This is a genomic window from Streptomyces sp. NPDC039609, from assembly GCF_055596705.1.
This window is the reverse complement of the sequence record NZ_JBVIUJ010000020.1, coordinates 52,280-76,408: the sequence shown is the minus strand read 5'-3', so window position 1 is coordinate 76,408 and position 24,129 is coordinate 52,280. Positions and strand designations below refer to the sequence as shown.

At 69.4% G+C, this 24,129-nt stretch carries 20 protein-coding genes and 1 pseudogene; 9 read left to right on the top strand and 12 right to left on the bottom strand.

Annotated elements, in window-relative coordinates; translation table 11 throughout:
* Positions 1-62 precede the first annotated feature (62 nt).
* From ACZ561_RS37895 to ACZ561_RS37880, 4 genes are all read right to left on the bottom strand, one after another.
* A complete protein-coding gene (locus ACZ561_RS37895) occupies positions 63-1,475 on the bottom strand; it encodes a vWA domain-containing protein (RefSeq protein ID WP_471004315.1) in 1,413 nt (470 codons plus the stop codon).
* Positions 1,472-2,860 carry a hypothetical protein gene (locus ACZ561_RS37890; protein ID WP_471004313.1) on the bottom strand — a complete coding sequence of 463 codons (1,389 nt, stop codon included), beginning with the start codon at positions 2,858-2,860 and terminating at the stop codon, positions 1,472-1,474. Before ACZ561_RS37890 ends, ACZ561_RS37895 begins: the two co-directional genes overlap by 4 nt.
* Positions 2,860-3,345 (bottom strand): hypothetical protein, encoded by a 486-nt coding sequence (locus ACZ561_RS37885; RefSeq protein WP_471004372.1) that lies wholly within the window; start codon positions 3,343-3,345, stop codon positions 2,860-2,862. Before ACZ561_RS37885 ends, ACZ561_RS37890 begins: the two co-directional genes overlap by 1 nt.
* Positions 3,346-3,611: 266 nt before the next feature.
* Positions 3,612-4,205, bottom strand: a complete 594-nt coding sequence (locus ACZ561_RS37880) for a TetR/AcrR family transcriptional regulator (RefSeq protein ID WP_471004311.1) — start codon at positions 4,203-4,205, stop codon at positions 3,612-3,614.
* Positions 4,206-4,357: 152 nt separating this feature from the next.
* Between ACZ561_RS37880 and ACZ561_RS37875 the strand changes: the two genes are divergently transcribed.
* Positions 4,358-4,792 carry a hypothetical protein gene (locus tag ACZ561_RS37875; protein WP_471004309.1) on the top strand — a complete coding sequence of 145 codons (435 nt, stop codon included), beginning with the start codon at positions 4,358-4,360 and terminating at the stop codon, positions 4,790-4,792.
* Between the two features lie 483 nt (positions 4,793-5,275).
* Positions 5,276-5,887, top strand: coding sequence for a GNAT family N-acetyltransferase (locus ACZ561_RS37870; protein WP_471004307.1), 612 nt, complete (start codon positions 5,276-5,278; stop codon positions 5,885-5,887).
* Positions 5,888-5,930: 43 nt separating this feature from the next.
* On the opposite strand, the pseudogene ACZ561_RS37865 reads toward ACZ561_RS37870, so the two are convergent.
* A pseudogene (locus ACZ561_RS37865) lies at positions 5,931-6,559 on the bottom strand (transposase).
* 337 nt (positions 6,560-6,896) lie between these two features.
* Here ACZ561_RS37865 and ACZ561_RS37860 point away from each other — a divergent pair.
* The 3 genes from ACZ561_RS37860 (at position 6,897) to ACZ561_RS37850 (ending at position 12,813) form a co-directional block, all read left to right on the top strand.
* Positions 6,897-8,180, top strand: a complete 1,284-nt coding sequence (locus ACZ561_RS37860) for an RICIN domain-containing protein (RefSeq protein WP_471004305.1) — start codon at positions 6,897-6,899, stop codon at positions 8,178-8,180.
* Positions 8,177-10,435: an RICIN domain-containing protein gene (locus ACZ561_RS37855; protein ID WP_471004303.1), complete on the top strand. Its 2,259-nt coding sequence runs from the start codon at positions 8,177-8,179 to the stop codon at positions 10,433-10,435. Before ACZ561_RS37860 ends, ACZ561_RS37855 begins: the two co-directional genes overlap by 4 nt.
* A gap of 185 nt (positions 10,436-10,620) precedes the next feature.
* The gene (locus tag ACZ561_RS37850; RefSeq protein WP_471004301.1) at positions 10,621-12,813 is read left to right on the top strand and encodes a discoidin domain-containing protein; all 2,193 of its coding nucleotides are present in this window, start codon (positions 10,621-10,623) and stop codon (positions 12,811-12,813) included.
* Positions 12,814-12,882: 69 nt separating this feature from the next.
* On the opposite strand, the gene ACZ561_RS37845 is transcribed toward ACZ561_RS37850, so the two are convergent.
* From ACZ561_RS37845 to ACZ561_RS37830, 4 genes are read right to left on the bottom strand one after another with little or no spacing between them, the layout of a single operon-like run.
* Positions 12,883-14,259, bottom strand: coding sequence for a GH1 family beta-glucosidase (locus ACZ561_RS37845; protein ID WP_471004299.1), 1,377 nt, complete (start codon positions 14,257-14,259; stop codon positions 12,883-12,885).
* Between the two features lie 34 nt (positions 14,260-14,293).
* The gene (locus ACZ561_RS37840; RefSeq protein ID WP_471004370.1) at positions 14,294-15,133 is read right to left on the bottom strand and encodes a carbohydrate ABC transporter permease; all 840 of its coding nucleotides are present in this window, start codon (positions 15,131-15,133) and stop codon (positions 14,294-14,296) included.
* Positions 15,134-15,164: 31 nt separating this feature from the next.
* A complete protein-coding gene (locus ACZ561_RS37835; RefSeq protein WP_471004297.1) occupies positions 15,165-16,157 on the bottom strand; it encodes a carbohydrate ABC transporter permease in 993 nt (330 codons plus the stop codon).
* 14 nt (positions 16,158-16,171) lie between these two features.
* The gene (locus tag ACZ561_RS37830; RefSeq protein WP_471004295.1) at positions 16,172-17,488 is read right to left on the bottom strand and encodes an ABC transporter substrate-binding protein; all 1,317 of its coding nucleotides are present in this window, start codon (positions 17,486-17,488) and stop codon (positions 16,172-16,174) included.
* A gap of 185 nt (positions 17,489-17,673) precedes the next feature.
* Here ACZ561_RS37830 and ACZ561_RS37825 point away from each other — a divergent pair, with 185 nt between their 5' ends.
* On the top strand, positions 17,674-18,996 hold the full coding sequence (locus ACZ561_RS37825; RefSeq protein ID WP_471004293.1) for an ROK family protein: 1,323 nt from the start codon (positions 17,674-17,676) through the stop codon (positions 18,994-18,996).
* 167 nt (positions 18,997-19,163) lie between these two features.
* On the opposite strand, the gene ACZ561_RS37820 is transcribed toward ACZ561_RS37825, so the two are convergent.
* From ACZ561_RS37820 to ACZ561_RS37810, 3 genes are all read right to left on the bottom strand, one after another.
* Positions 19,164-20,168: a MerR family transcriptional regulator gene (locus tag ACZ561_RS37820; protein ID WP_471004291.1), complete on the bottom strand. Its 1,005-nt coding sequence runs from the start codon at positions 20,166-20,168 to the stop codon at positions 19,164-19,166.
* A gap of 3 nt (positions 20,169-20,171) precedes the next feature.
* A complete protein-coding gene (locus ACZ561_RS37815; RefSeq protein ID WP_471004289.1) occupies positions 20,172-20,843 on the bottom strand; it encodes a HEAT repeat domain-containing protein in 672 nt (223 codons plus the stop codon).
* A gap of 165 nt (positions 20,844-21,008) precedes the next feature.
* Positions 21,009-21,932 (bottom strand): alpha/beta fold hydrolase, encoded by a 924-nt coding sequence (locus tag ACZ561_RS37810; RefSeq protein ID WP_471004287.1) that lies wholly within the window; start codon positions 21,930-21,932, stop codon positions 21,009-21,011.
* 547 nt (positions 21,933-22,479) lie between these two features.
* On the opposite strand from ACZ561_RS37810, the gene ACZ561_RS37805 reads away from it, so the two are divergent.
* The 3 genes from ACZ561_RS37805 to ACZ561_RS37795 all read left to right on the top strand — a co-directional run bounded on the left by ACZ561_RS37805 (position 22,480) and on the right by ACZ561_RS37795 (position 23,995).
* Positions 22,480-22,602: a hypothetical protein gene (locus ACZ561_RS37805; protein WP_471004285.1), complete on the top strand. Its 123-nt coding sequence runs from the start codon at positions 22,480-22,482 to the stop codon at positions 22,600-22,602.
* A 29-nt stretch (positions 22,603-22,631) separates the two neighbouring features.
* Positions 22,632-23,528, top strand: coding sequence for an RNA polymerase sigma-70 factor (locus ACZ561_RS37800; RefSeq protein ID WP_471004283.1), 897 nt, complete (start codon positions 22,632-22,634; stop codon positions 23,526-23,528).
* A gap of 62 nt (positions 23,529-23,590) precedes the next feature.
* Positions 23,591-23,995: a hypothetical protein gene (locus ACZ561_RS37795; protein ID WP_471004281.1), complete on the top strand. Its 405-nt coding sequence runs from the start codon at positions 23,591-23,593 to the stop codon at positions 23,993-23,995.
* Positions 23,996-24,129: the final 134 nt, after the last annotated feature.

Sequence of the window (24,129 nt, the reverse complement as noted above, 5' to 3'; positions counted from 1 at the left end):
GCGGCGCGGGGCCGCAGGTCTCGGGGCGCGCCGCCGTCGTCCGGCGGCGCAGGAAGGAGTGGTCAGGTGAGGAAGGTCTTCAGCTCGTGGACGAGCTTGCGGATGTGGCCGGAGAGCACGGGGGTGCCCTGGTCCTTGAAGCGCTCGCGGAACCACGGGTTGACGCTTCCTCGTCCGGCGCTGGTCACCGAACCGACCGGGATGAACTTGGCGCCGGAGCGATGCACGGCCGCCATGGAGGCGAAGAGTTCCTCACTGCGCCATTCGTAGAAGTCCGAGATCCACACCACGACGGTGTTCCGGGGCTCGGCGATCTTCGGCTGGGCGAGCGCCATGGCGACAGTGCCGTCGGTGCCGCCGCCCAGCTGGGTTCGCAGAAGGGTCTCGAAGGGGTCGTGCACCCAGGGAGTGAGGTCGAGGGCCTGCGTGTCGTAGGCGATGAGGTGGACGTCCACCTTCGGCAGCCCGGCGAAGATCGAGGCGAGGATGGTGCAGTTCACCATCGAGTCGACCATCGAGCCCGACTGGTCCACGACCACGATCAGCCGCTGGGGCGTCGTCTTTCGAGCGGTGTGCCGGTAGTAGAGGCGGTCGACGTACAACTGCTCCTCCTCCGGGCTCCAGTTGGTCAGGTTCTTCCAGATCGTCCGGTTCACGTCCAGGTTTCGGAAGACCCGCTTGGGTGGGACCGAGCGGTCCAGTTCCCCGACGGAAGCCTTCTCCACCTGCGTACGCAGCACCTCGGCGACGTCGTCGACGAACCGTCGGATCAGCGCCTTGGCGTTCGCGAGCGCCACCCCGGAGAGGTTGTTCTTGTCCCGCAGCAGCTGCTCGATCAGCGACATGCTGGGCGTGAGCCGGGACGCGAGCTTCGGATCGGCGAGCACCTCTCGAAGGTGCATCCGCTTGACGAGGTCCGCCTCGATGGCGCCGAGCTCCGGCCCGATCTGCGGAATCAGCCGGCTCAGGTCCGGCGTACCGCGGCGCCCGCCCGTGCCGTACGGGCTGACGCCGCGCCCGCCCGCTCCTGCTCCGGCGCGACCCCCGCGGAGGTCACCGGGCCGGCACCCGAGGGCACGCTCCAGCCATCCCGCGTCGGACTGCCAGCCGGCGAGCTGCCCGGCGCTGACGGATCCGGACGGGGAAGCGAACACGTTGAGCAGGACCTTCGACAGCAATGCCGCGCGGCGTACCTCGGCCGCTCGGTCGCGCGGTTCGTCGCCGTCCTGGGGCACCATCAGCCCGTCGAACTCGTCTGCCAGTTCGGGGTGGCGCTGCACGACGGAGTCGACGGAGGCCTGCGGATCAAGCAGGCCCGGCGGCAGCCCGATGTCCTCGACTACGGCGAGGCTCGCGGATTCCAGACCGGGCTGCTCCTCCGGGTCGAAGAGACGGGCCAGCAGTCGCCAGTACAGCACCTGGCGCCGGTTCTCGTCCGCGTCGGCCCGCGGGGTCTCGGGAGTGGGGTCGGTCATGCGCGCAACAGCCTTCCCGCTCGCTCACGCAGCACGGCCACGGCGTCGGTGGCGGCCTTCTCCGCCTTGACGCCTGCCTTGTCGGTGGTTCCTCCGGCCCAGGATCCGGCGTGGATCGCCAGGGTCTTCTTCCGCACGGTCGTCTCGACCGCGAGAGGCTGTACGCGGAACGCTCCGGCGTCCCAGCGCAGGAGGCCGATGCACGCCCGGGACGCGGCGACGTTCTCCGGGGTGAGAGGGCCGGCGGCCGGGATGCGGTCGGTGTCGACGGTGAGCGGATGTCCGGCGACGGTGAACGTCAGCACGTCGTCGTCCGGGGACGTGACGTAACCCTCGAGGAACACCGGGGTCGCGATCCGGGCGGGGTGCCGGTCCAGGGGAGCGGGGACGGCGTCGGCCGCCGTCGGAAGGACGACCCGCGCGGTGACGAAGGGATCGGCCGGCTCGCCCGCGCGGGCCAGGGTGTCGTCCCAGATCAGGTCACCCTCGGCCGTGACGGGCATCCCGACCAGATCCATCGTCCCGCCCTCGCCGACAGCGGCCAGAAGCGACATGTGCGGGCGGAGGAGTTGCCACAGGCCCGCACCGACGACGGTGTCCGGCTTCGGCGCCGAGACGGAGGCCCGCACCAGTCGGGCGGTGCCGCCGTCGGCCGGCTCCAGCACGGCGTGGACCTGCGCCTGTACGGCCGTGGCGTGCTCGTGCAGATCGACGCCGAGAGGGAGGAGACGACCGGTCACCGTGTCGGTGGTCGCCGCCTCGGCCGATCCGGGCAGTGTCAGCAGCAGAGCGCGCGACCACAGGTCCGCCCAGCGGCGCTCCGGGATCCGCTCGAGCGCGGCACCGGGGCAGCTGGCCGCAAGCTCGGTGGCGAAGCCGTCGAGCAGGACAGCCAGGCGGCGCAAAGCCGGGTCCGGCAGCATCGCCGAGACGACGGGGGCCGCCCCGGACACGATCTCGTGGTCCAGTCCCCGCCAACCGGTGCGCGCGAGGTCGCACAGCCATGACCGGGCGGCGGCCAGCACGTTGACCGGCTCGCCGCTGGGCGCCGGCCGGGGCGCGTCATCGGCGCTCGCCCGGCCCGTTGCCGCGTGCACCCGCTCGACGAGCGCGTCGTGGACGGAGCCGAAGAGGGCGACGCGGGCGGCGGCGAGGGCGAGGAAGTGCTCTTCCCCGGCGGCGCCCGCCGTGGCCTTCTCCGCAGCCTCGCCGACTCGGGTGGCCAGCGGGGTGCCCGCGACGGCATGGGCGAACGCGATCAGATCACCGGCCTGAGCGGGCCGGGGCCGCAGGAGCCCGTCGGTGAGAAGGGCGTCGAAGCCGTCGACGGCGGCGAGTGCCTCCTCGAGGCCGGGAACCGGCTCGGTGAGCAGGTCGGCATGCATCAGGCCACCTCTCGGGTGGGCGGGAACCACTGCATCTCGGGCAACGGATCGGTCGACGGCTGGAGTTCGAGGTAGGACAGATGCCGCAGGAACCGGCTGAACACCGGTGCGGCTGCCGCGGTTCCGCCGGCCGCGGCCGAAGGGCGGGTGGCGGACATGGCGCTGGTGACGCCCGCCGCGTTCAGCTGCTCGTCGGCCGTTTCGACCTTCAGGTACCGGGCGACGCGCTCCGCCCCGTACTGCAGCACCGCCTCACCGATGAGGGCGCGGATGTGGTTGCAGAAGGAGCCCCGAGCGCCGCCGCAGGGCCGGTTGTTGTTGGTGCTGCACGAGAAGGCGTAGTCGCCGACCGCGACCGATGAAACGTAGACCCGGGCGATGTCCGATCCGCTGGACACCACACCCTGCAGGCGCCCGTCGGCCAGCTCCACGAACGGAACCTTGGCCAGCTTCCGTGGGCGAGCGGGCTGCAGCACCCGCGTCAGACTCGAAGTCTCCCAGTGGGACAACGCAGATCTCCTCAGGGCATGGGAAGGGTAAGGGAAGGCCCACGCCTGAACGGCGGGACATGTAAGAACCTAGTGGCGACCACTGACATCGCACCGTGCGAGGCCTGTTGGGGTGGCGCACTGACCAGCGGCTGGACGGGTTCCAAGGCCTTGGGTGATGGGGCCGGCCGGCCCCGGGGGCGCCGCTCGTCACGTGGGCGGGGCGGCCGGCCGGGACCCCGCTCGTCGATGCCTCCGGCCGGCTACGACGACGGCTGATCGGCGCTCTCGGCGGCCCCGATGCCGGTGATCAGCGCATCGAGACCGCGCTTGATGCGGGCCACGTCCCAGCCGCGCTCGGTGCGCTGATGGTCGAACAGGCCCGGCGTGTACGCCATGAGGAGCAGATCCGCCAGGTAGGGGACGTCCGCGCCGGGCGCGAGTTCGGTGACCATGCCGACGATCTGCTCGTGGTGCCGGCGAAAGGGGGTGCTGCGATAACGCCCTGCCGGCGCGCTCGCCTCCGCAAGAAGCAGCAACTCCCGGTTGTCGTCCACGAGGTCGGCCATGCCGTGCAGAAAGGTGCGCAGCCGGTCATGTGCCGACGGGGCCTCATCCTCGCAATACCGCGTGAAGGCCTCCTGGAAGCGCGTCTCGTTGTCCTCGATCAGCGCGTAGACGAGCCCCGGCCGGTTGTGAAAGCGCCGATAGACCGTGCCGACCCCGACTCCGGCCTCCTTGGCCACCGCGTCCAGGGACAGATCGGCGAAGCCGTCCGTCGCGAGCAGGTGCCGAGCGGCGTCGAGGATGCGGAGGCGATTACGGGCGGCGTCGGCGCGCTCGTTGGGGGCGGTCATGCGGAGCAGCGTAGCGGACGTAGCGGAGGCTTCTCCGGTTGACTCTTGCTAATCGGAGAGCTCTCCACTTAGGGTTACGGCAAGTCAACCGGAGTGGTCTCCGGTTGGCGTTTGGAGATCCAACATGCCTCACTCGCAAGGAGATTGACATCATGACGTCCACCGCCACCTCCCCTGCCGCCCTCCTCGACGGCCAGACGATCGGCATTGCGTACCACGCGATCGCCGCCGTGCGGGACCGGCTCCTCGCCGCCTCGGGCCTGACCTTCCACCAGTCCGTGGCGCTCAACGCCGTCTCCGACGGGCTCGACCGCGCCGGTGCCGTCGACCGTGTGACCGCGACGCTCAAGATCGGTGGGCCGGAAGCACTCGCCTTGCTCGACGAACTCGCCGATGCCGGTCTGATCGACGGCCCCCGAATGTCCGTCACCGACAAGGGCGTGAGCCTCCAGGGAGAGTTCAGGGCCGCTGTGGCCGGGCTGTCCGAGCGCCTGTACGGAGACCTCCCGGCGACCGAACGCGAGATCGCGGCCCGCGCGCTCGCCCACGTCACCGCCAGGGCGAACGCCGAACTCGCCGCCCAGTAGCCGCCTGTGTCCCATATCCGTGGTGTCCGGAACGGCATGGGCGGCTTTGATGTCGTTGACGGCGGCGGACAGTTCGCGGAACCCGCCGTCGGGTGAAGCGGCGAGGCTCCAGAGGATCCGCCCCTTGCTCGTCCGTGCCATCGGATCCGGCGGACCGGTCGCCCCGTGGCTCCCGCAGGATCCGCCGCCGTGACGCCGGTGGCTCCCGTCGGTTTCGACGTACCGGGCGGGCCCGACGTGCCGGGCGGCCCGTACGTCGGACAGGCCCGGCGGGCCCACGGCGCCAGCTCCCGTCCTTGGCGGGCGAAGCCATTGCGCCACCGGCAATCCGCTTCCCGTCTCTGGGTGCCGAGGGCCCGCTTCCCGCCTCCAGGGCCTGTTGTGAAAGTCGACCCATGCCATCACAGCTCGCTTGATCGTTGCCCCGAAGATTGATCACCAATAGGTTCATGCCACCGGATCTGAGCTAGTGGGGGTGCTGGGATGCTTGCGTTGACGGAGGTCGCCGACGACCCGTCGATTCTGACAAGTCGCCTGACGTTGAATGACTGTTCGGACGTGGTGTTCCGCCCTCTCGTACACGCCGATGCAGAGCGCCTGTCGGGCTTTTTGGGGGATTTGTCAGTTGAATCGAGGCGGCTGAGTACGTTCGATGGGTACGACCTCGCAACTGCGTCGGAGCTGTGCGACGCGATCGCGCGCTTCGACAAGCTCCGGCTTGTGCTTGAGGAAGTGCCATCTGGCAGAATCGTCGGCCTACTTGAGTTCAGTTTCGATCTCCACACCGAGGACATCGCGCGCTATCGCGAGGCCGACATCCGCCTTGCAGCCACCGATTGCCGCTTCGGTCCCACACTGGCTGACGACTACCAGGGGAGAGGGGTGGGAACGCAAGTCTTCCCACTCGTGACGGACGTCGCGCGCCGCTTCGGCAGGAAGAGAATCATCTTGTTGGGCGGCGTTCTCGTCGACAACCCACGCGCCATTCGCTTCTACCAGAAGAACGGCTTCCAGGAGGCCGGTTCCTTCACCGGGGCCGACGGGGTGCGGTCGTTGGACATGATCCTGGACCTCGATTCGATGCAGGGACCGTGACGGTCTTCGCTCAACCTTTGCTATCACGGGACAAGAGTGCTGGTCACAGCCACTCGTTGATGGCTGCGACCAGCACGGTCGCTTCGTAGCGGACAGCGAGTTGTCGTACCTCGTGGCGACAGCACGGTGGCGCTTGAGACGGTTGATCCCGCACTCGACCGCGTGGCGCCTGCGGTAGTCGGCCGGGTCGAAATGCGGCGGCCGGCCGCCGCGGGAGCCGAGCTTCCGGCGGTTGCGGGCCTGGTCGGCCTTGTCTGGGGTGGTGCAACGGAATCCCGCGGCGGCGCAAGTAGGCGCGGTTTTTGCGGGAGGCGTAGGCCTTGTCCGCGCGGACCCGATCGGGGCGGACGCGTGGCGGGCGCGGCACACTGTGGAGTCGACGCTCAGGTCCCACGTGATCGCACCCCTCGCGTCGGCCAGGGACTGGAGACGGTTGAGGATCCGGTGCCAGGTGCCGTTCCGCTGCCCTCGGCGGAACAGGTCATAGACCCGGTTCCACGGTCCGTATTCGACCGGGACATCCCGCCATGGAACACCGGTCCGGACCCGGAACCGTATGCCGTCGATCAACTTTCGCTGAGGCCGGACAGGCGGCCGTCCCACCCTGGTGCCCTTCGGCAACAGCTGCTCCAGCGCCGCCCACTGCTCGTCCGTGAGATCTCCCCGACCCATGAACCGTGATCATTCACAGCCCAAGATCCAGTTTCGATGCACGGCCTAGGGCGGCGAGACCCGACCGAGATCTGAGCTCGGAGATCGGAGCTCATGCAAAGCCCCTTTCCGGCGGGCCGCCGCAACCGCGGATCCGTGACGCCTGAGCGGCCCGAGTTCACCGATGCGGCACAGGTCCATACCAAAACCCTTGACGCACGTCTTAGTTCACTCCTTAAATCATGGGTGCAACAAAGCGATCCGGCGTCCCGCGCCGTCGAGGCGCTCCGCCCGTTGCCGCTGAGTGTCATGGGCATGACTTTCAGTGCGTCCCCCACACCCGACGGAAGAGAGAGTCATGCACTCCTCCCGCTCGCCACGGCGCCTGCTGTCCTCCGCCGTGACGGCCCTCGTCCTCGCGGCGCTCGGCCTCGGTCTCTCCGGTCCCGCGCCGGGCCTGTCCGCAGCCTCCGACCAGCGCACCGCGCTCAGGCCCGCCGCCGAGGCGGCCGCCGTCACCTTCTCCGACGACTTCGACGGGCCCGCGGGCTCCGCGGTGGACGGATCCCGGTGGCAGGTCGAGACCGGCGACAACGTCAACAACCACGAGCGGCAGTACTACACGGCCGGCAACCGCAACGCCGCGCTCGACGGCCAGGGGCACCTGGTCATCACCGCGCGGAAGGAGAACCCCGGCAACTACCAGTGCTGGTACGGCCGATGCGAGTACACCTCGGCCCGGCTGAACACCGCGGGCAAGTACACCGCGCAGTACGGCCACGTGGAAGCCCGGATGAAGGTCCCGCGCGGGCAGGGCATGTGGCCCGCGTTCTGGATGCTCGGGAACGACCTCGGCCAGGTCGGCTGGCCCGACTCGGGTGAGATCGACATCATGGAGAACGTCGGCTTCGAGCCCTCAACCGTCCACGGCACCCTCCACGGCCCCGGATACTCCGGCGCCGGTGGCATCGGTGCCGCGTGCACGCTCCCCGGCGGGCAGGCCTTCGCCGACGCGTTCCACACCTTCGCGGTCGACTGGTCGCCCGGCAGGATCACCTGGTCGGTCGACGGCACCGTCTACCAGACGCGCACCCCGGCCGATCTCGGCGGACGGAGCTGGGTCTTCGACAAGCCGTTCTTCCTGATACTCAACCTGGCGGTCGGCGGCTACTGGCCGGGCGACCCCGACGGCTCCACCGTCTTCCCCCAGCAGCTCGTCGTCGACCACGTCCGCGTCACCACGGCCGACAACCCCACCACCGGCGGCCCCATCACCGGGATCGGGGGCACATGCGTCGACGTGGCCGCCGCCGGGACGGCCAACGGCACGGCGGTCCAGTTGTACGACTGCAACGGGACCGCCGCCCAGCGGTGGACCGTCGGAACGGACGGAACGATCCGGGCGCTCGGCAAGTGCCTCGACGTCGCCTCCGGCGGCACCGCGGACGGCACTGTCGTCCAGCTGTGGGAGTGCAACGGAACGGCGGCCCAGCGGTGGGACGCCAACGCAGCCCGGGACATCGTGAACCCCCAGGCGGGCAAGTGCCTCGACGCCAGCGGCAACAGCTCCGCCAACGGCACCCGGCTGCAGATCTGGACCTGTACCGGCGGCGCCAACCAGAAGTGGACGGTGACCCGATGACCGGCCTCTCCCGGGACGACGGCGCCCCACGGCACCGGCACCGTAGCACCCGTCCTCTGACGGCGCTCCTCGGCGCCGCGGCCGCCGTCTGCGCGACTTTGGCCGTCCACCCCGCCGCGACGGCCGCCCACCCCGCAGCCACGGCAGCCCCTGTCGCCGGCGTCGCGGCCGCGCCCCCGACAGGCTGGGTCACCGTCGTCAACAGCGGCAGCGGCAAGTGTCTCGACGCGCGGGCGGCCGCCACAGTGAACGGCACCGCCGTGCAGCAGTACGCCTGCAACGGCACGACCGCGCAGCAGTGGACCATCACACCGACGGCCGACGGCCATGTGCGGATCGCCAACCGCAACGACACGGCCCAGGTCGTCGACGTCAGTGACGTGTCCGCCGCCGACAACGCCGCCGTCCACCTCTGGACGTACGGTGGCGGGAACAACCAGCAGTGGCAGGCCGTGGACGAGGGCGGGGGAGCGTACCGCTTCGTGAACCGGCACAGCGGCAAGTGCCTGGACGTGCCGGCCGCCTCGACCGCGGACGGCGTCCAGCTGGTGCAGTACACCTGCAACGGCACGGCCGCCCAGCGCTTCCAGGTGACCCCCGTGAGCACTGCTCCCGGCGATGTCGATCTCGGCCCGAACGTCGCCGTGTTCGACCCTTCCATGCCTTCCGCCACCATCCAGAGCCGGCTGGACACGATCTTCCGACAGCAGGAGACGAACCAGTTCGGTCCGCAGCGCCACGCGGTGCTGTTCAAGCCCGGCACCTACAACAACGATGTCAACGTCGGCTTCTACACCCAGGTCCTCGGCCTCGGCCAGTCCCCGGACGCGGTGACGATCAACGGGGCCGTCCACGTGGAGGCCGACTGGTTTCCGCCGCAGAACGCCACGCACAACTTCTGGCGGGGCGCCGAGAACCTCTCGGTGAACCCGACGGGCGGCACCGACCGCTGGGCCGTCTCACAGGCGTCCTCGTACCGCCGGATGCATGTGCGCGGCAATCTGGAGCTCAGCGACGGCGGGTGGTCGAGCGGCGGGTTCATGGCCGACACGAAGATCGACGGGCAGGTACGCTCCGGCACGCAGCAGCAGTGGCTGACCCGCAACTCCCAGCTCGGCAGCTGGACCGGCTCCAACTGGAACATGGTCTTCGTCGGCAGCCAGGGCGTCCCGGGCACCACCTTCCCCAACCCGCCCCACACGACCGTCGAGCGCACGCCGACGATCCGCGAGAAGCCCTTCCTGTACGTGGACGGCGCCGGCGCCTACCGGGTGTTCGTACCCGCTGCGAGGGCCGACTCGACCGCCACGACCTGGGCCGCGGGCAGCGCCCCGGGGGCCTCGCTCCCGATCGACCGGTTCCACATCGTGAAGCCGGGTGCGACCGCCGCGCAGATCAACGCCGCGCTGGCCGAGGGGAAGGACCTGCTCGTCACCCCCGGCGTCTACCGTCTCGACCGGACCCTGAAGGTGACCCGGCCCGACACCGTCGTGCTCGGTCTCGGCCTGGCGACCTTCATTCCCGAGGGCGGCGTCACGGCCATGACCGTGGCCGACGTGGACGGTGTGAAGATCGCGGGCGTCCTCTTCGATGCCGGTACGGTCAACTCCCCGACCCTGGTGGAGATCGGGCCGCCGGGATCAGCCGCGTCCCACGCGGCCAACCCGACCTCGCTGCACGACGTCTACTTCCGGGTCGGCGGCGCGGCGGTCGGCAAGGCCACGACGAGCCTCGTCGTCAACAGCGACCACGTCATCGGCGACCACATGTGGATCTGGCGCGGTGACCACGGCACCGGCATCGGCTGGAACACCAACACGGCCGACACGGGTCTGATCGTCAACGGCGACGACGTGACCATGTACGGCCTCTTCGTCGAGCACTACCAGAAGCACCAGACCATCTGGAACGGCAACGGCGGCCGGACGTACTTCTACCAGAACGAGATGCCCTACGACCCGCCCAACCAGGCCGCTTGGATGAACGGTTCGACGCAGGGTTACAGCGCCTACAAGGTCGCGGACTCGGTGACCAGCCATCAGGCGTACGGGCTCGGGAGCTACTGCTTCTTCAACGTCAATCCCGGTGTGGTCGCGGAGCGTGCCTTCGAGGCGCCGCAGCACCCGAACGTCCGCTTCCGCAGCATGGTCACGGTCTCCCTCGGCGGTACGGGGACCATCCGTCATGTGATCAACGACCGTGGTGGACCGTCCAATTCCACGACCAACGTCGCCAACCTGGTGAGTTACCCCTGAAGCGCGCCGGGGCGCCTCGCGGCGCCCCGGCCCGGGACCACCGCAGCGTCACCGACTTAATGAAAGACCTAAGAAAAGTGAGGCCGGAGTCATTGACCCCGGCCGGACCGGCGGGCAAGGTGCGGGAGAGCGCTCTCTCGCGCCTTCTTCGTTTCTTCCAACTCCCTTTACGAGGAGACCTCTTCATGCCCGCAGTCGGCATACCCGTGGCGGCACCGCCACGCAGACGACGCCCCGCCGCAGCCCGCCGCGGCATCGCAGCCACCGTCGTGACCGCCCTCGTCGCAGCGCTGCTCGCCCTCCTCCCGGCCCCCGCCGCCCAGGCCGCCCCGGTGCTGCTCTCGCAGGGGAAGCCGGTCACCGCCTCCAGCCAGGAGAACGGCGGGACGGCCGCGGCCGGCGCCGTCGACGGCGACCTCGACACGCGCTGGTCCAGCGCCTTCTCCGATCCCCAGTGGCTCCAGGTCGACCTCGGCGCGCCCGCGGCCGTCGAGCGCGTCGAGCTGCGCTGGGAGGCCGCGTACGCGACCGCCTACAGGATCGAGACCTCCGTCGACGGCACCACCTGGTCGACGGCCCACTCCACGACCACCGGTGCCGGCGGCACCGAGACCGTCGCCGTCTCGGGCACGGCGCGCTACGTCCGGATGGAGGGCCTCATCCGGGCCACCCCATACGGCTACTCCCTCTGGGAGTTCCAGGTCTACGGCGCCACGAACGGCGGCCCGATGCTGCCCGGAGGCGGTGACCTCGGCCCGAACGTGCACATCATGGACCCGTCCACGCCCGGCATCCAGGCCAGGCTCGACCAGGTCTTCCAGCAGCAGGAGTCGGCCCAGTTCGGCAACGGCAGGCACGCCTTCCTCTTCAAGCCGGGCACCTACAACGGTCTCAACGCCCAGATCGGCTTCTACACCCAGATCGCCGGTCTCGGCCTGCGCCCCGACGACACCACCTTCAACGGCGACGTGACCGTCGACGCCGGGTGGTTCAACGGCAACGCGACGCAGAACTTCTGGCGCTCGGCGGAGAACCTGGCGCTCAACCCGGTCAACGGGACCAACCGCTGGGCCGTCTCCCAGGCCGCCTCCTTCCGCCGTATGCACGTCAAGGGCGGCCTCAACCTCGCCCCGAGCGGGTACGGGTGGGCCAGCGGCGGCTACATCGCCGACAGCAAGATCGACGGCACGGTCGGGCCCTACTCGCAGCAGCAGTGGTACACCCGGGACAGCGCCGTCGGCGGCTGGACCAACGGTGTGTGGAACATGACCTTCTCCGGCGTCGAGGGCGCCCCGGCGACCAGCTTCCCCAACCCGCCGTACACCACCCTCGACACCACCCCGATCTCCCGCGAGAAGCCCTTCCTCCACCTCGACGGCAACGAGCTCAAGGTCTTCGCGCCCGCCAAGCGCACCAACGCCCGCGGCGTCAGCTGGGCGAACGGCACCCCGCAGGGCGAGTCGATCCCGCTCAACCGCTTCTACGTCGTCAAGCCGGGCGCCACGGCGGCCACCATCAACGCCGCGCTCGCCCAGGGCTTGCACCTGCTCTTCACCCCGGGCGTCTACCACGTCGACCGGACCATCGAGGTCGACCGGGCGGGCACCATCGTGCTCGGTCTCGGCCTCGCCACGATCATCCCCGACAACGGTGTCACCGCGATGCGGGTCGCCGACGTCGACGGCGTCCGCCTCGCCGGCTTCCTGATCGACGCGGGCCCGGTCAACTCCCCGACGCTGCTGGAGATCGGCCCGCAGGGCGCCTCCGCCGACCACGCCGCCAACCCCACCACCGTTCAGGACGTCTACATCCGCATCGGTGGCGCGGGAGCCGGCAAGGCGACCACCAGCATGGTCGTCAACAGCGACGACACGATCGTCGACCACACCTGGGTCTGGCGAGCCGACCACGGCGAGGGCTGGGGATGGGAGACCAACCGAGCCGACTACGGCGTCCGCGTCAACGGCGACGACGTCCTGGCCACCGGCCTGTTCGTCGAGCACTTCAACAAGTACGACGTCGAGTGGTACGGCGAGCGCGGCCGCACGATCTTCTTCCAGAACGAGAAGGCGTACGACGCGCCCAACCAGGCCGCCATCCAGAACGGCACGACGAAGGGCTACGCCGCCTACCGCGTCGACGACTCCGTCGACGTCCACGAAGGCTGGGGCCTGGGCAGCTACTGCTACTACAACGTGGATCCGACGATCCGCCAGGACCACGGATTCACGGCCCCGGTGAAGCCCGGGGTGAGGTTCCACAGCCTGCTCGTCGTCTCACTCGGCGGCAACGGCCAGTACGAACACGTCATCAACGACATCGGCTCACCGACCTCGGGGACCGCGACGATCCCGTCCACGATCGTCTCGTTCCCCTGACCTCCGCGCACGGAGAAGCCCCGCCCACCGGTCGGATCCGGCGGGCGGGGCCCTTTCCCGTACGTCTGGTCAGCTGCCCGCGCTCGCCTCCCGGTGGGCCCGGATGATCTCCGCGTACCGGTGTCCGCTCGCCTTGATCGTGCGGGCGTGGGTCGCGTAGTCGACGTGGACGAGACCGAAACGCTTGTCGTAGCCGTAGGCCCACTCGAAGTTGTCCAGCAGGGACCAGGCGTAGTAACCCGCCAGCGGTGCGCCCTTGCGTACGGCCCGGGCGCAGGCCGCGATGTGCTGCTCCAGGTACCGGATCCGGTCCGGGTCGTGCACGGCGCCGTCGGGCCCCACGGCGTCGGGGAACGCGGAGCCGTTCTCGGTGACGTAGAGCCGCCGTACCCCGTAGTCCTCGGTCAGCCGCAGCAGCAGCGCCTCGAGCCCTCCGGCGTCGATCTGCCAGTCCATGCCGGTGCGCGGTACCTCGGGCAGACGCACTTCCTTGGCGTACGGGACCGGACCCGTGGGGTCGTCCTCGACGGTCGCCGGGAAGTAGTAGTTGAGGCCGTGCCAGTCGAGCGGTGCGGCGATCGTCTCCAGGTCACCGGGGTGTTCCGGCAGCTCGACCCCGTACAGCTCGCGCATGTCGACCGGGAAGCCGCGCCCGTAGACGGGGTCGAGCCACCAGCGGTTGGTGTGCCCGTCCATCCGGACGGCCGCCGCGATGTCCTCGGGGCCGGTGGAGGCGGCCTCGACCGTGGAGTGGTTGGTGACGAGACCGATCTGCGCGCCGGGCGCGGCCGCGCGCAGGGCCTGAGTGGCCAGACCGTGGCCCAGCAGGAGGTGGTAGGAGGCGCGGACGGCGGCGGTCAGATCGGTCAGCCCGGGGGCCATCCGGCCCTCCAGGTGGCCGATCCACCCCGAGCAGAGCGGCTCGTTGAGGGTGGCCCACTGGGTGACGCGGTCCCCGAGCCGGCCGGCGACGGCGGAGGCGTACGCGGCGAGGTGCTCGGCGGTCTCGCGCGAGGTCCAGCCGCCCCGGTCCTGGAGGACCTGGGGAAGGTCCCAGTGGTAGAGGGTCACCGACGGTGTGATGCCGGCCCCGAGGAGCCCGTCGACGAGCCGGTCGTAGAAGTCGAGGCCGGCGGTGTTGACCGGTCCGTCGCCGCCGGGGACGACGCGCGGCCAGGCGACCGACAGCCGGTAGGCGTCGGTGCCGAGCCGCTTCATGATGGCGATGTCCTCGGACCACCGGTGATAGTGGTCGCAGGCCTCGTCGCCGTGGTCGTCGTTGTCGACCTTGCCGGGAGTGTGGGAGAACGTGTCCCAGATGGAGGGGGACCTGCCGTCCTCCGCCACGGCTCCCTCGATCTGGTAGGCCGAGGTGGCCGTGCCCCAGACGAAGTCCCGGGGGAGGGCGGCGAGGTCTGTGGGCAGGGAGTCGGTCGCTTCGGACACGGAGATCCTCTCAAGGCGTGCTGATGGAGGGGGACTACTTGACCGCTCCGGCGGTGAGTCCGGTGACGAGATAGCGCTGAAGGAGGAGGAAGCCGGCCACGACGGGCACGCTCACGACGAGGGAAGCGGCCATGACCTGGTTCCAGTACACGTCGTTCTGGGTCGAGTAGCCCTGGAGGCCCACCGCGAGGGTGCGGGTGGCGTCGTTGGTCATCACCGAGGCGAACAGCACCTCGGCCCACGCGGTCATGAAGGCGTAGACGGCGACGGCGACGATGCCGGGGATCGCGGCGGGCACGATCACCCGGAAGAGCGCGCCGAGCGGACCGCAGCCGTCGACCTTGGCGGCCTCGTCCAGATCGCGGGGCACCGAGTCGAAGTACCCGATGAGCATCCAGATCGAGAACGGCAGGGAGAAGGTGAGATAGGTGAGGATGAGGCCGCCGCGTGAGCCGAACAGCGCGATCCCGGTGGCGTTGCCGATGTTGACGTAGATGAGGAACAGCGGCAGCAGGAAGAGGATGCCGGGGAACATCTGGGTCGACAGCACCGTGACCGTGAAGACCCGCTTGCCGCGGAAGGAGTACCGGCTCACCGCGTAGGCGGCGAAGACTGCGATGACGACGGAGCAGACGGTCGCCGAACCGGCCACGATCAGCGAGTTCATGAAGTAGTCGGCGAGCGGGACCGTCTCCCAGATGTCGACGTACGGCCGGATCGTGAGCCCCGAGGGGATCCACTGGAACTTCCCCGAGACGTCCTGCAGCGGCTTCAGCGAGCTCGAGATCATGACGTACACCGGAAGCAGGACGAATCCGGTGAGGAGAGTCAGAAAGATCCGCCTGCTCCACAGGAAGGACCGAGGCGGGGCCATGGGGGAGCGGGGCGCGCGGCGTGCGGTGGTCTCAGGCATCGCCCGTCTTCCTTCCGCGGGAGGTGGCCAGGAGGTAGACGCCCGTCACGACGAGCAGGAAGAGCAGCAGCAGTACCGACATGGCCGCGCCCGTGCCGAAGTTCCAGGTCTGGAACGACGACTGGTAGATGTGGATCGAGATCACGTCGGCCGCCTCGGGGGCCGCCTTGCCGAACAGCACGAACGGCGTGTTGAAGTCGTTGAACGTCCACAGGAAGAGCACGAGGACGAGCACCTGGTTGACCGGGCGCAGCGAGGGCAGCGTGATCCGGCGGATCTGCTGCCAGACGCCCGCGCCGTCCAGGGCGGCGGCCTCGTAGATCTCCCGGGGGATGTTCTGCAGACCGGCCATCATGATGAGGAAGGCGAAGGGCCAGCCCTTCCACACCGATACGACGAGCAGCGTGACGAAGCTGTTCTCGCCGATCAGCCAGAACGGCGGGCTGTCGGTGAGCCCGAGCTGGTCGTGCAGTACATGGTTCACCAGGCCGTTGTCCCGTTGGAACATGAACGCCCAGGTGATGACGGCGGCGTAGACGGGCAGGGCGTAGGGGACGAGGAAGATCGTCCGCAGGATGCCCCGGCCACGGAAGGTCTCCTGGAGGAAGATCGCGGCGGCGGTGCCCAGCAGCCAGCACAGTCCGACGGAGAGCAGCGTGAACAGGCAGGTGGTGAGGAAGGAGTTCAGCAGCGCCTGGCCCACCGGCGCGTCGAAGTCGACGGTGAGGGCGTAGTTGTCGAAGCCGGCCCACGGAGCGGTGCCCCAGTCCCGGATGTAGAACTGGGTGAGTTCCTTGAAGCTCATGACGATGCCGATGACCATCGGCACCAGGTGGACCAGGATCTCGAGGACGAGCGCGGGGAGCAGCAGCAGGTACGGCAGCGAGATGCGGCGGAGCCGCCCGGGAGGGCGCGGGCTGCGCGCCTTCCCGGGGGTGAGCTTCGGTGCGGTCCGTCCCGCCGGTTCGATGGCGGTGGTCGTCATGTCGGTGTCCGTGCTCACTTCTTGGGCATCTGCTGCTGGGCCTTCTCGAGCTTGGCCCGCACCGACTCGGTGGTCACCTCACGGCCGGCGGCCGCCTCGGCGAAGAGCTCCTTGACGGCGGTGCCGACGACCGTCTCGAACTGCGACTCCTCCGGCACCTGGGGGAGCGCGGCGGCGCTGGTGGCGAGGGTTTCACGCAGGACGGCGAGGGCCGGGGTGTTGAACGCAGGGTCCTGCTGGGCGGAGGAGACCGGCGGTATCGATCCGTAGGCCTTGTTGAGGATCTTCTGCTCCTCGTCACCGGTCATGAACTTCACGAACTTCATGGCGCCGTCGATGTTCCTGGTGTTCTTGAAGACGGCCATGTTGATGCCGGCGACCATGGAATTGGTGGACTTGCCCTGTCCTGGAGCGCCGGACTGCACGGGAGCGGGCGCGACACCCCACTCGTCCTCCTTCATGCCCTGCGAGGCGAAGGTGGCGGAGGCGGTCTGCCACAGCACCATGGCGGTCTTGTCGTTGGAGAAGTCGCTGAGGGACTGGTTCTGCGCGTACTCGGCGTTGCCCGGGGCGACGATCTTGTGCTCGGCCATCAGGTCGACGTACTGCTCGACCGCGGCCACGGCACCGTCGGAGGTGAAGTCGGCCTTGCCGTCGGGGGTGAAGAAGTCCGCGCCGTGCTGCTTGCCGAGGACGAAGACCTGGTGGATGTTGTTCGCGAGGTTGGAGCCTTCTACGCCGATCGCGGACTTGCCGTCCTTGCTGAGCTTCTTGCCGGTGGCGACCAGCTCGTCCCAGGTGGCCGGCGGCTTGGCGATGCCCGCGTCCGCGAACATCTTCTTGTTGTAGTAGAGGGCGTACGCCATGGAGTACAGGGGGACGCCCGCAGGGTCCTGGCCCTGGACACCGGTGGAGTCGAGCGCCGACGCCACGAAGCGGTCCTTGCCGCCGATCTTCTCGAAGTTCTTCGCGTCCCAGGGGAGCAGGGCGCCGCTGGACTGCAGGGAGGCGCTCCAGGTGTTGCCGATGTTGAGGACGTCGGGGCCCTGGCCGGAGGTCGTGGCGGTGAGGATGCGGTTGAGCAGGTCGTTCCAGGGGACGACCTCCAGCTTCACCTTGATCCCGGTCTGCTTCTCGAACTTGTCGAGTTCGGGCTGGAGGACCTCCTTGTCGACCTCGATACTGGCGCCCTGGTTGGACGCCCAGTAGGTGAGCGTCTTGGGGTTCTCGTTGGACCCGGCACCGCCGGAGGTGCCGCCGCCGCAGGCGGCCGCCGAGAGGACGAGGGAGAGGGTGACGGCGCCGACGGCTGCGGCTCGGGTTCTGCGCATGACTCCAGGGGCCTTTCGTGGAGTGGCGGATCGCCCGCGAGGGGGAACGGCGCATGGTCCCGCGTTCAGTTCCCGAACGACCTCAGGGCTTAATTTAGGATGTGAGTTAAACCTCAAGCGAAGGTCGCGTCAAGAGTCGTGACAGCGGTATGTTGCTTGCAAGCACATGACGACGAGGGGGCAGGGTGACAGTGCGCAGCGGCCGTACGGTGCGTGACCTGCGGCGGGAGAACCGCACCGCGGTGTTGCAACGGTTGTATTTCGACGGGCCGTTGAGCCGCTTCTCGCTCGGGCCGGTCACCGGCCTGAGTTCGGGCTCCGTGAGCAACGTCGTGGCCGAACTGGTCACCGAGGGCCTGGTGGAGGAGGCGGGCAGCGTCGACTCCGCCGGCGGCCGCCCCCGCACGCTGCTGCGCATCAGCCCGCACAGCGGGTACATGATCGGGGTGGACGTCGGCGAGACCCGGGTGCGGGTCGAGCTCTTCGACCTGGCCCTGACCGAACTCGCGCGGGTCGAGCGGCCGTTGGAGACGAAGGGGGAACGGCGGGTCGACCGCTATGACGTCGGGGTCGTCGTCGGTCATCTCCGAGAAGGCATCACAGAGGTTCTGGAGCGGGCCGGTATCGCGGCGGAGCGCCTGCTCGGCGTCGGCATCGGCGTGCCGGGCATCGTCGCCAGGACCGGCGACGACGGCGCCGTCGTGCACGGGCAGACCATCGGGTGGGACGCCGTACCGCTGGAGCGACTGCTGCGTGAGTCCCGACTGCTGCCCGACACCGTCCCCTACTACATCGACAACGGCGCCAAGACGCTCGGCCAGGCGGAGATGTGGTTCGGAGCCGGCCGGGGCGCGCGAAACGCGGTCGTGGTCCTCTTCGGCTCGGGTGTCGGCGCCTGTGTCGTCGCCGACGACATGAGACCCGGCCGGGCCGTGGAGTGGGGCCATCTGACCGTACGGGTACGGGGCCGCCGCTGCCGCTGCGGCGCCCAGGGCTGCCTGGAGGCGTACGCGGGGGCCGAGGCGCTGCTCCAGCGCTGGGCCGAAGCGGGCGGCCGCCCGCCCGCGGACGCTGACGAGGAGACCGCGCTGACCGCGATGCTCGCCGCCGCCTACCCGGCACCCGCAGCCGACGGTGCCGTACCGGAGGCCGACGACACGGCCCTGGCCGTCCTGGAGGAGACCGCCGAGTACCTCGGCGCCGGGTTCTCCGACCTCATCAACCTCTTCCAGCCCGAGCGCATCCTCGTCGGCGGCTGGGCCGGCCTCCAACTCGGCGCCCGCTTCCTGGACTCCGTACGGGCCTACGCCACCTCCTACTCCCTCTCCTACCCGGCCGCGCACGTACGCATCGACCTCGGCACCCTCGGTCCGGACGCCGTCACCGTCGGCGCGGCGATCCTGCCGCTGGCCGACTTCTTCGCCCGCGGCGGCCGCCGCGCGGAGACGAACCAGGAGGAGCAGCCTCCGGCCTGGCAGACCACCCTCCAGGAACGGGCGGCGCAGTAGGGCGCGGCCGCGGTCGGTGAGGGGGCCGGGCTCGTACGTCGTCACGGTCGGCTGCCGGCGGGCGGCCGCGGTGCCCTGACATCCGGCGGGAACGGCCGCAACCGTTCCCGTTCGGCATCCGTGAGAGCACTACGAGTGCGGTGACCAGCGGCACAGGGCAGGGATCGTCATGGGGCATCGCGCAGCGTGAGAATGTACGCGGCAGTGAGCGCAACGCCACGGTCTTCGTCATGCGACAGATCCGCAAGGGCACGTGACGCCGGGATTCCGGGGATGTCCGCGAGTGCCTGCGTCAGCCGTCGACGTGCGGAGGGACCGCTGGTGCCGCGGGCGAGGAACTCGACGAGCCTGGTGGTGATCTGGTCCGCCAACCCGGGATCACGCGCCAGCACGCTCAGTGCATCGGCCGCATCGACGTCATTCGTCTCCTCGACGACCATGTCGATGAGCGTCGGAACCGCGTCGGCCACTCCACGTACCCCGAGCGCCACAGCCGCACATCTGCGGACCGCGATGTCGGAGTTCGTCAGGGCATCCCGCAACAGCGCGGTCGCCCCATCGCTCGGGATCTCGGCGATGGGCCGGACAGCACGCTCCCGCACCTCGGCCACCGGCGAGCCAAGGCCTTCCGCCAGCAGCGTCAACCCTCCATCGCCCGATTGCGCCAGAGCCCATCGAAGGGCTCCGGCGACGTTCGGGTCCGACTCGCCCAACGCCGCCTCGGCCAGTACTTCCACGGGCACCGGAACCCCTTCGACCGAGGACAGGGCCGCGCGCTGACGTCTGCCGGCACTCTCCGACCCCAGAGCATGGAGGAGTGCGACGATCTGGAGCACGTCCTCCCAGCCGGCGGGTTCCGCGGCACCGATCCGACGGAGACGCGTGAGCAGCGCCGTCTCAGCGGCGATGCGTTCGCGCGTCTGGCGGATGAGGTCGTCGACGAGCGCCGAGGGCTTGAAGCCGGGATCATCCAGCGCACTGCCGACCTCACGCAGCGACAGCCCCAAGGAGCGCAGGCTCTCGATGTGGAAGATGCGCCGGATGTCCTCGGTCGAGTACTCGCGATAGCCCGCCTCGGTACGGCCCGTCGGCCGCACGAGGCCGAGCGACTCGTAGTGCCTGAGCATCCGGGCGCTGACCCCGGACCGTCGTGCCACATCACCGATCAACACGTCCTACCGCCCCTCCTGGCCCTTCCCGCCGAGCGCCACGACGCGCTTCGCCTCCTCGATCGCGAACTCGAACCCGGCATCCGGGTCGCGCAGAAGCCGCTCCGTGGCGATCGCGTGCTCACGTACGCGAGGGTCCGGATCCGTGCTCGCAGCCCGCAGAGCCGGCAGGATCACCTCGCCGAGCGCGATCAGCGCCCGGCTCAGGCTCAACCGTGTCTCTCGATCGCCGCGCCCGAACTGAGTCGCCAGCACGCCGGCCAACTCGGGCTCTTCCTCCTCGGGTACGAGCACGACAGCTGCCCGCCAAGCGCTCCGCGCCACCTCGTCGTCGGCGTCGGACAGAAGCGCCCCTGTGATCGCCGGCCACGCCTGCCGATCCCCGATCTTGGACAGCGTGTGCAACGCCTGGCTCCGTGCCTGTGCTCGCTCCGAGCGGACTTCGTGGAGAAGCCCTGGAACCGTCACCGATGACGAGTGGCGGGTGAGTGCCCACGTCAGCATCTCGCGTACATAGAACTCGGGCTCGATCGCGCATCGCTCGATGAGTTTGTCGACGAACCGCGCGTCGGGGGTCGTGCCGACCGCCAGCGCTGCCCGCAGTCGCACCGACGAGCGGCCGTCCTCCAGCCCCTGGAGGGCTCGCGTCGTATCCGTGTCCTGTTGCGCCATGGTCATCGGGACCACCTCCTCGGCCACAGTGAAGACCTTGTCACCGTGTCAAGGTCAAGCCGGCGCGGCGGGGTGCTGTTCAGCCGGGCGGATGTGGCACGGCGGGGCGTTTTGCAGCCGGCGGATGTGCGCGGCACGGCGCCCATACCCACCGGCGGGCCTCCCCATGGATCACACGGCGACCACGGGCGAGATGCGCTCGACGGCGCGGAGATAGTCACGGCCCTCCAGCGGTTCATCCATGAGGAACCGCATGCCGAGGTCCACGAGCTCCACCGGTCGTTCCACGGGCAGCATGTGGTCGGCGTCGGACACGACGGCGAGCCGGCTGTCGGCGCAGGTGGCGGCGAGGTCGCGGCACCGGTCGGGCGTCGTGAAGCTGTCGTGCTCGCCGGACGCGACCAGAACGGGCATCGGCGGTGGCTGGTGCAGGTCGAGCCCCTCGTGCCGGAGCAGGCGCTGCGTGTTCGCGATGAACTGCTCCCTGTCGTGGGGAGTCAGGTTCTGCAGCCGGCGGCGGAGGAACCGCCGTACCCGCGTCCCCGCCACCACGGAATCGACCGTGTCGAGGTTCATGAGCATGCCGAGTGTCACATCGGTGAACTCCTCGATCCGCTCGGCCTTCAGCAGCTCGACACTCCGTCGAATCGGGCCTTGTGCCTGCTCCGGGATGTGCGTCATGGTGCCGATGAGCACCAACTTCGCGACGAGACCGGGACGCTTCTGCGCGAGCCGGTAGGCGACCGCGCTGCCGTAGGACCCGCCGAGGAGATTCACCGAGTTCAGTCCGAGGTCATCGAGCATGTGACCCAAGGCGTCCGCGAGGAAGTCGGATCCATAGTGCTCGGGCAGGACGGGGCTGGCTCCCCAGCCGGGCAGGTCGACGGTCAGTACGTCGGCGAACTCCAACAGCTCGCGCTCCAGGCGGCCCCAACTCTCCTTCGTCTGGAACGCGCCGCCGACCAGGACCAGCGTCCCGATGCGCGCCGAACGGCCGCGGACGAACCGCGACTCACATCGGAAGCCGCCCCATCGATGGCGCGTAACGGTCACCTCGCCGTGCCCCTCGGCCCGGCAGGCTTCCCGAACCCCCATCGTGGAACCTTTTCCCAAAGTCATGAAACCCGCCCAAACTCAATGAACTTTACGAGGTCATGTGAATCCAGCATGAGAACTGCCAATGAGCGTCGCGAGTTGTGTCCTGTGGCGACGCGAGCGACGCCTATTGGCATATGAAATGACGAATAATCGAATAAGGCGCACGCTCGTCACTCATCCGCTTATTACGGATAGATTGCCGATCTTACCGCCCGAGCTACGGCCGAACTCGCCGCCGCCACGGCGGCACGGCGTCCCGTCCGGTCGGTCCCGCCCGGGCGGCCACGCGCACTGCGCAGACCGCACGTACGCTCTTACGCCGTCCGCGTCAGACCTACCCGCTGCTTCGGCGGGTAGCTGGGGCGAGGGCTTCGTCCGGGCGCCGGGATCGTTTCCAGGCCCGGCTCGAACTGCGCGGACGGCCCGGGTTCTGTGCTCCTCCGACGGCGGAGCCGGCCCTAGGGAGTGATCCGCCTCACACGCTGTCACAGCCGTTGATCGCGCGGTGTCTTGATGTCGCAGCCGATGAGACGGAGGAGATGCCATGACCGAGACCACCGATCGTGTCGTGCGCGGCAGTGGAAATGCCAGGGTCAGGTGGGCCGAGCGCCCGGCGCAGCGCGACGACGTGGCCGTGACGTCGGGCACCGCGGAACTGGCAGCCTGACCAGTCATTCGACAGGAAGAGAACGAGACATGACCGACCACGCCACCGACCCCGCGACCGACACGTTCGTGGCCCACCGCAACCTGCTCTTCACCGTCGCCTACGAGATGCTCGGGTCGGCGGCCGACGCCGAGGACGTCCTCCAGGAGACCTGGCTTCGGTGGGTCAAGGCCGACCTGAGGCCGGTGCGCGACCAGCGGGCGTACCTGGTCCGGATCACGACGCGGCAGGCGCTCAACCGCCTGCGCACCATGCAGCGTCGCAGGGAGGCATACGTCGGCCAGTGGCTGCCCGAGCCGCTGCTGACCGCGCCGGACGTGGCCGAGGACGTCGAGCTCGCCGAGAGCATGTCGATGGCGATGCTGCTCGTCCTCGAGACGCTCTCGCCGACCGAGCGGGCGGTGTTCGTGCTGCGCGAGGTCTTCGACGTCGGCTACGACGAGATAGCCGAGGCCGTCGACAAGACCCCCGCCGCCGTCCGTCAGATCGCCCACCGTGCCCGCAGGCACGTCGACGCCCGCCGCCCCCGCAAGGCGGCGTCCGCAAGCCTGACCAGGGCCGCCGTGGAGTCGTTCCAGCGAGCCATCGAAACCGGGAACCCGCAGGAACTCCTCGACGTGCTCGCGCCCGAGATCGTCCTGCTCAGCGACGGTGGCGGCGTCAAGCGGGCCGCGCTCAGGCCCATCATCGGCGCCGAGACGGTGGTCCGCTTCTACTTCGGCGGCACCGCCAAGCCCCGAGGCGCCATCACCTGCGAACGCACCGTGCTCAACGGCAGCCCCGCACTCGTCGTACGCCTCGACGGCGAACTCGACGGCGTCATGGCCCTCCACGTGGAGGACACCCGCATCACCGGCCTCTACTACGTCCGGAACCCCGAGAAGCTCACCCGCGTCGGGACCGAGACCCCGCTGACGCTGCGATGAACACACCGGATTGCCGAGACGCCACCCATCCCTGCCACATGCCGAACGAGAGGGACCACACCATGGCCAGACAGGCGACGACCAAGCCGCGCGGCGTCACCTTCCTCAATGTCGCGATCGCCCTGCAGACCTTGACGCTCTTCTTTCAAGCAGCCACCGCCGGCATGCTGCTGACCTCGTCCCACGGCGCGCTGCTGCACGACGTCGGATCGCGCGTGATGTACGGCGCGTCCATGCTCTACGTGCTTGCCGCGGTCCTCGCCTGGCGGCCGGGCGGCGGCCCGCCCCGCCCCATCCTGTACGCGACCGGCTTCCTCGTCCTCGCCTCGGTGCAGGTCGTCCTGGGCATCGCGCACATGCCCTCGCTCCATGTCCCCCTGGGTGTCCTGATGTTCGGCCTCAGCACCCTGGCGCTCGGCCAGATGCTGACCACCCATGTGTGGGGCCGCTCGCGCTACGCCTCGTAGCCGCTGCCGACCCCAGGTTTTCCCGCACCAGCCCGGCGCCCGCGGTGGCTGCCGTCGCCGCCACCTGGCTGCTCGCGCACACGTACTCGGCTCCGCGGATTCCGAGGGCGCTGGTGTACGTCGAGCAGCAGGCG

Bases quoted from the DNA above. Each gene is read 5' to 3' on its own strand.
- ACZ561_RS37840 (WP_471004370.1), bottom strand. From the start codon at position 15,133: ATGGCCCCGCCTCGGTCCTTCCTGTGGAGCAGGCGGATCTTTCTGACT.
- ACZ561_RS37795 (WP_471004281.1), top strand. From the start codon at position 23,591: ATGGCCAGACAGGCGACGACCAAGCCGCGCGGCGTCACCTTCCTCAAT.
- ACZ561_RS37805 (WP_471004285.1), top strand. From the start codon at position 22,480: ATGACCGAGACCACCGATCGTGTCGTGCGCGGCAGTGGAAATGCCAGG.
- ACZ561_RS37855 (WP_471004303.1), top strand. From the start codon at position 8,177: ATGACCGGCCTCTCCCGGGACGACGGCGCCCCACGGCACCGGCACCGT.
- ACZ561_RS37850 (WP_471004301.1), top strand. From the start codon at position 10,621: ATGCCCGCAGTCGGCATACCCGTGGCGGCACCGCCACGCAGACGACGC.
- ACZ561_RS37810 (WP_471004287.1), bottom strand. From the start codon at position 21,932: ATGGGGGTTCGGGAAGCCTGCCGGGCCGAGGGGCACGGCGAGGTGACC.
- ACZ561_RS37875 (WP_471004309.1), top strand. From the start codon at position 4,358: ATGACGTCCACCGCCACCTCCCCTGCCGCCCTCCTCGACGGCCAGACG.
- ACZ561_RS37870 (WP_471004307.1), top strand. From the start codon at position 5,276: ATGCTTGCGTTGACGGAGGTCGCCGACGACCCGTCGATTCTGACAAGT.
- ACZ561_RS37895 (WP_471004315.1), bottom strand. From the start codon at position 1,475: ATGACCGACCCCACTCCCGAGACCCCGCGGGCCGACGCGGACGAGAAC.
- ACZ561_RS37815 (WP_471004289.1), bottom strand. From the start codon at position 20,843: ATGACCATGGCGCAACAGGACACGGATACGACGCGAGCCCTCCAGGGG.
- ACZ561_RS37860 (WP_471004305.1), top strand. From the start codon at position 6,897: ATGCACTCCTCCCGCTCGCCACGGCGCCTGCTGTCCTCCGCCGTGACG.
- ACZ561_RS37800 (WP_471004283.1), top strand. From the start codon at position 22,632: ATGACCGACCACGCCACCGACCCCGCGACCGACACGTTCGTGGCCCAC.
- ACZ561_RS37880 (WP_471004311.1), bottom strand. From the start codon at position 4,205: ATGACCGCCCCCAACGAGCGCGCCGACGCCGCCCGTAATCGCCTCCGC.
- ACZ561_RS37835 (WP_471004297.1), bottom strand. From the start codon at position 16,157: ATGACGACCACCGCCATCGAACCGGCGGGACGGACCGCACCGAAGCTC.
- ACZ561_RS37830 (WP_471004295.1), bottom strand. From the start codon at position 17,488: ATGCGCAGAACCCGAGCCGCAGCCGTCGGCGCCGTCACCCTCTCCCTC.
- ACZ561_RS37890 (WP_471004313.1), bottom strand. From the start codon at position 2,860: ATGCATGCCGACCTGCTCACCGAGCCGGTTCCCGGCCTCGAGGAGGCA.